At 43.0% G+C, this 4,514-nt stretch carries 9 protein-coding genes; 5 read left to right on the top strand and 4 right to left on the bottom strand.

Annotation, left to right across the window (positions count from 1 at the left end; translation table 11 throughout):
* Positions 1-106 precede the first annotated feature (106 nt).
* Positions 107-268: a hypothetical protein gene (locus ACEW80_RS24235; protein ID WP_373529038.1), complete on the top strand. Its 162-nt coding sequence runs from the start codon at positions 107-109 to the stop codon at positions 266-268.
* A 21-nt stretch (positions 269-289) separates the two neighbouring features.
* Here ACEW80_RS24235 and ACEW80_RS24240 read toward each other — a convergent pair whose 3' ends face one another.
* The 4 genes from ACEW80_RS24240 to ACEW80_RS24255 all read right to left on the bottom strand — a co-directional run bounded on the left by ACEW80_RS24240 (position 290) and on the right by ACEW80_RS24255 (position 2,180).
* Complete coding sequence (locus tag ACEW80_RS24240; protein WP_373529039.1) at positions 290-1,243, bottom strand: hypothetical protein; 954 nt, start codon at positions 1,241-1,243, stop codon at positions 290-292.
* A 22-nt stretch (positions 1,244-1,265) separates the two neighbouring features.
* Complete coding sequence (locus ACEW80_RS24245; protein WP_373529040.1) at positions 1,266-1,565, bottom strand: hypothetical protein; 300 nt, start codon at positions 1,563-1,565, stop codon at positions 1,266-1,268.
* Positions 1,562-1,756: a hypothetical protein gene (locus tag ACEW80_RS24250; protein ID WP_373529041.1), complete on the bottom strand. Its 195-nt coding sequence runs from the start codon at positions 1,754-1,756 to the stop codon at positions 1,562-1,564. The genes ACEW80_RS24245 and ACEW80_RS24250 overlap by 4 nt, the downstream gene beginning before the upstream one ends.
* A 73-nt stretch (positions 1,757-1,829) precedes the next feature.
* The gene (locus tag ACEW80_RS24255) at positions 1,830-2,180 is read right to left on the bottom strand and encodes a helix-turn-helix domain-containing protein (protein ID WP_373529042.1); all 351 of its coding nucleotides are present in this window, start codon (positions 2,178-2,180) and stop codon (positions 1,830-1,832) included.
* Positions 2,181-2,440: 260 nt separating this feature from the next.
* Here ACEW80_RS24255 and ACEW80_RS24260 point away from each other — a divergent pair, with 260 nt between their 5' ends.
* The 4 genes from ACEW80_RS24260 (at position 2,441) to ACEW80_RS24275 (ending at position 4,305) form a co-directional block, all read left to right on the top strand.
* Positions 2,441-3,301, top strand: a complete 861-nt coding sequence (locus ACEW80_RS24260; protein ID WP_373529043.1) for a hypothetical protein — start codon at positions 2,441-2,443, stop codon at positions 3,299-3,301.
* A 117-nt stretch (positions 3,302-3,418) separates the two neighbouring features.
* The gene (locus tag ACEW80_RS24265; protein WP_373529044.1) at positions 3,419-3,745 is read left to right on the top strand and encodes a hypothetical protein; all 327 of its coding nucleotides are present in this window, start codon (positions 3,419-3,421) and stop codon (positions 3,743-3,745) included.
* Positions 3,738-3,932, top strand: coding sequence for a hypothetical protein (locus ACEW80_RS24270; protein WP_373529045.1), 195 nt, complete (start codon positions 3,738-3,740; stop codon positions 3,930-3,932). Before ACEW80_RS24265 ends, ACEW80_RS24270 begins: the two co-directional genes overlap by 8 nt.
* Positions 3,933-4,008: 76 nt before the next feature.
* A complete protein-coding gene (locus ACEW80_RS24275; RefSeq protein WP_373529046.1) occupies positions 4,009-4,305 on the top strand; it encodes a helix-turn-helix transcriptional regulator in 297 nt (98 codons plus the stop codon).
* The last annotated feature ends 209 nt before the right edge of the window (positions 4,306-4,514 follow it).

Genomic DNA, 4,514 nt, shown 5'->3' on the forward strand with positions numbered 1-4,514 from the left:
TTGTTTTAATATAACTCCTCGTCAACTTTTTCTTTAATTTTTCTAGATGTTATCTTTTTCATGTTTTTGGAAGGTAAAGTTGGACATCTAGTTTTGGAAGGTGAAGTTGGACAACCTGTCCAAAATCTTCTTCAAGTCACAATATGCAAGGAAGTGGAATATAGGTTTGCAGTATTCTGGTGTATGGTCAGCCCGACGCAGTGGAGAAAACCTGATTGTAGATTTACAAACTCGGCTTGAACAGCAAACTTCATTGACAATGACTTAATCGCTCACATAAATCCCTGCCTTACCCCCAAGCTTCCTTATGTGTAATTTCCGACTCTAAGAGACTCAGCACTTTTTCTTCCAACGCCGTCAAATAAGCCCGATTCAGCTTCCCTAACGACTCCAAAAACTTCTGCATCGACTCCTCTAGCCCACTCGAATACACCCGATTGATGCGATCGCAAATCACCCGCATCTGCTCACATTCTTCAGGCAAGTAATCGTCAGATTTCAGGTGTTGCAACCCAACAGCATACTCGCCATCCCACATTCTCACGCTGCAACTAAAGTCATTCACTACGTTAACAATCGCCCAACAGCCACCCTTGCCTCTGAGTTCCGGGTTGTCCTTTGCAAGAATTTGGCAGACTTCGCCAATTCGGTAGCTGTTGGGTACTTGGGTGCGTTCTATAATCCTTTGCACAACGTCTTTCACAATCCTACCAGTTGGCACTTTGCCGCCAGCAAGTTCTACTGCCGTTAGCCACACTTCCTGCTGTTCCTGGGGTTCAAGTTTAGTCATTGCTCGAACTTGGCGCTCACTCGTGGGCAGAATTTGACAACCATTGGTTGTCAAATTCTCATTTGCCACATTTTGACAACCAATGGTTGTCAAATTTTCGTAAACACCAGCTGCGGCAATCAAATAATTGGATTGTTGCCGGCTATGAGCAAAGCGATCGCGGCAATAATCTTCAAATGTTTTATGCGTGGAGCGATAAAGCCGCCTGTCCCTTAATTCCGTCAGCGCTTTCCCTGCCTCAAAAAACGCCCTTTCCACCTTCCGCTCCAGGTGCAGGCGATCGCTTTGCTCCTGCTCGGTTAATTCTGGAACTTCGACAGCGCTAACAGTAATTGTTGCTGAAGCTGGATTTTCTTCTTGGGAGATATCCTCAAGGTCTTGCTCATCTGATGGAGTGCTGTCACCGGATGCCGCAGAGGTGGCTTTTTTGCGCTTCTGGGGTGGTTTGTTCATACGTCCACCTCTAGGCTGACATTTAAGCTGCTTGTTGCCGATGCTCTACCAAATCAAGTAAAGGAGGGAATATTCGGGATTTATCGGTAGAAACTAACACAAAAACTGCATTTGTCGAGAAAGGTTCTTGAATATAGTTGTAAAGAATCACAAATGCTTTGGTAGTCAGATAATGAGCATTTCTCAGTAAAATTACAACTTTGCTATCTTTTGACTCTGCCACCAAAGTTTTTACTTGCTCTATGAGCCTTTCAATATCTTGGGCTTCATAAGCATTCTTCGCTTCAAAATCTATGATTTGGTCACATATAAACGATGTCATTGTTTTGCCTCTGTATTTTCAACTTTCTCAAAAGTTCCATCAGCACGTCGCCGCCAACCATCCACAATTACATCATCTTCAGAATTACGAGGTTTTGAGGGATCGCGCCAGTTGTAATCAATGGTTTTATCGGACGATTCTGGTTTTTTGTTAGGTATTTTATCCTGATTAGATTGGTTCGCTTCAGTCATGCCGTTTTTCTTTTCAATAGCAACAAAGCCGTCTCATAATCATCCTGGCGTTGGCTATTGTATAATTTTTGTTTCATGCCGCACCTCTATTGCCATCAATGACAATCATGTGTGCTTGACGTTTTGTTGATTTTGGCGACTCACTTTTTCCTTCTACTTCCTCTGAAGCACTTCTTAACACCTCATCATTTGATGAGTGGCCAGTTTTGTCATCAATATTGTTTGGCCGCCATTCCAAAATATCTCCAGGCTGACATTCAAGTACTTCGCAAAATCTCCCCAAGGCATCAAATGTAATTGACGCAGCTCTACCTTGTTCAATTTTTTGAATATTTTGCAGACTGTAACCAGTTTTCCTAGCTAGCTCATTTTGAGACAAGCCTTTAGCTTCTCTCGTCTTTTTCAGTTTTACAAGCACAGGCATTTCCTAATTATTACTCCTTAAAGTAGCACTACTTTCAGTTGGTTATCTGTGGTATGTATATCCATAAGTAATCTAAATAATTACTAAGAGTAGCATCACTAATCGTAATACAAAAGTTGGCTTTAGACTATTGCTAACTACTCATAGTAGCGCTACCATAAGTAGTACATAAAGAAGAAAACAATACAAAAGACGACCGACTGAGCCTGAGAAACTTTCGCGATCGCCTTTTGTTCCAATTATTTATGGAGATTTCAATTATGACCCATCCAACCTATACACAGCAAGCCCTTTGCCGCTATAACCTCCCCCGCCTCAAAAGAACCGCCGCCGAACTCGGCGTAACACCCACCGGGGACAAAACACAGCGACAGACTTGGGTAAACGCAATCATCACCCACCAGTCTGCCCAGCTTCAAAAAGTTGACAACCAAGCCCTCGCCCAAGCCGAACTCGACCACTACATCGCAACCCAAGCCCAAGCCGTAGCCCCCGAACCCCTCAGAATAGTCGAAATCTCGTTTTCCTATCACGAATATTACGCTGATGACAAACTGATAGCCAGCATCAGCCATGACGATAACCACTTAACGCAACGCTGGGTAGTCATGGTCAACGATAAAGAATTATTTCGTGCCAACATTCTAATGCGTTGTCATCGCTTCATCTGCACTCACTACAAAGATGGCACACTGCCAGTACAAGAACAACTTGCAACACTATGCACTACTGAAAACCAAATCATGGCGCATATCTTCAACGAGTGCCAGAATTATGGGTTTAAAATTCTCGATAATGGCATTTACAACAACAACGGCGTGAAACTGGGGCAAGTCGGATGCACTGACGGTAACTGGTGGGTGATTCAGGGTTATTCAAGTCAGCAGCAGTATTCTAACTCCGTGTTTGATGCTATGCGCTCATTGTCGATGGTGGATACATCGCTGGCTGAACCAGCTGATGAATACTTACAATACCGACCCTTGGAACAACTGAGTTCTAATGAATTACAGCAGTTGCTCTCTGCTGAAGTGGCTAACTGTGAGCAATTGCTAAACCTATCCTTTGAACAGTTAACCGCTCAAAACTGGCAACGGTTACGGGAGCCTGTAACAGCGTAATTCCAATTCGCAACTCGCAATTCGCAGTTTAATTGCGAATTGCGAATTGGAAATTGCGAATTGGTATTGCCCCCTGCTCCTTTGCCTAACCCATCCCTTCATTCACCAATCACAACAATGCAACCCACAATATCAATCCCCAAACACTGGGCATACCCGCGCTTTGCTTTGGAACAACGCACAAAACAGGGCATCATTTTAGGGCTTCAGTACTACCCGAATAGTACTGAATTGGCTGAACAATTCGGTGGTGGCTGGCGCTATGCTCTGATGCCTAAGAAAAATTCTGACGAATTGTTCCACTTTGAAGAGTCTCAAATTCAACCACTCTCTCCACAGGAATTATTCTCAGAAATCACCGCAGAGATTGACTTTTATCAACAACAGATAGCAATTCTACAACAACAGTTAACCGTAATAACTGGGGGTGCAAACAATGGCTAATTCTCCAGAGAACTTTGAGGGGAGAGCCAAGCATTTGCTGCGTTTGATTCGACTTTGCGGCGGTTGTATTCCTCTGCATCGTCTGCAATTTGAATTCTCTAATGAAGTCATTCAAACACTGCTGGATAAAGAACTGGTGCAAGTACAGAACACGGGACGGGGATTTTTGTTGGAGATTGCTGACTAATTATTGCTGGAGGAGAAGACAAATTAATTCTCTTCTACCTCCTAATCACAAATGTCATTTATTAACTCAAATATTGATGACTGAATCAATCGCTAAGGCTTTAAAAGCCATTCGCGTCTCTCACGAACTCACACAAACAGAACTAGCGCAAAAGCTCCAAATAGGCAAATCACATCTGTCTGAAATTGAATCAGAAGCTAAAAAGCCAAGTGTAGCTCTATTACTGCGTTATTCCGAAGTCCTTGAAGTCCCACTATCCTCAATTCTGTTTTTGGCTGAACACATTAACGAAGGTATTGACCAGAAAACAGAACTTATCTCTCCCAAAATCATAGCCCTATTGAAATTCATTCAACATTGGCGCTCTCCGTAATCTCTTTCACCCTCCAGTCTCAATATCAAGTACAAAGATACAACCATGAAACTTTACGCGAAGACCATTGCACAAACTTTACCCGATTGGGCAACCGTTGTTACAAAAAGCACGGATTTATTTGAGATTGAAATCAACGATGAACACCCTAACTTTCAATCGCTACTTGAAGAGTTAGAAACCGAAATTGAACCAGGGATCATGGGAGT

Source organism: Nostoc sp. (assembly GCF_041747015.1).
Lineage (GTDB): Bacteria > Cyanobacteriota > Cyanobacteriia > Cyanobacteriales > Nostocaceae > Nostoc.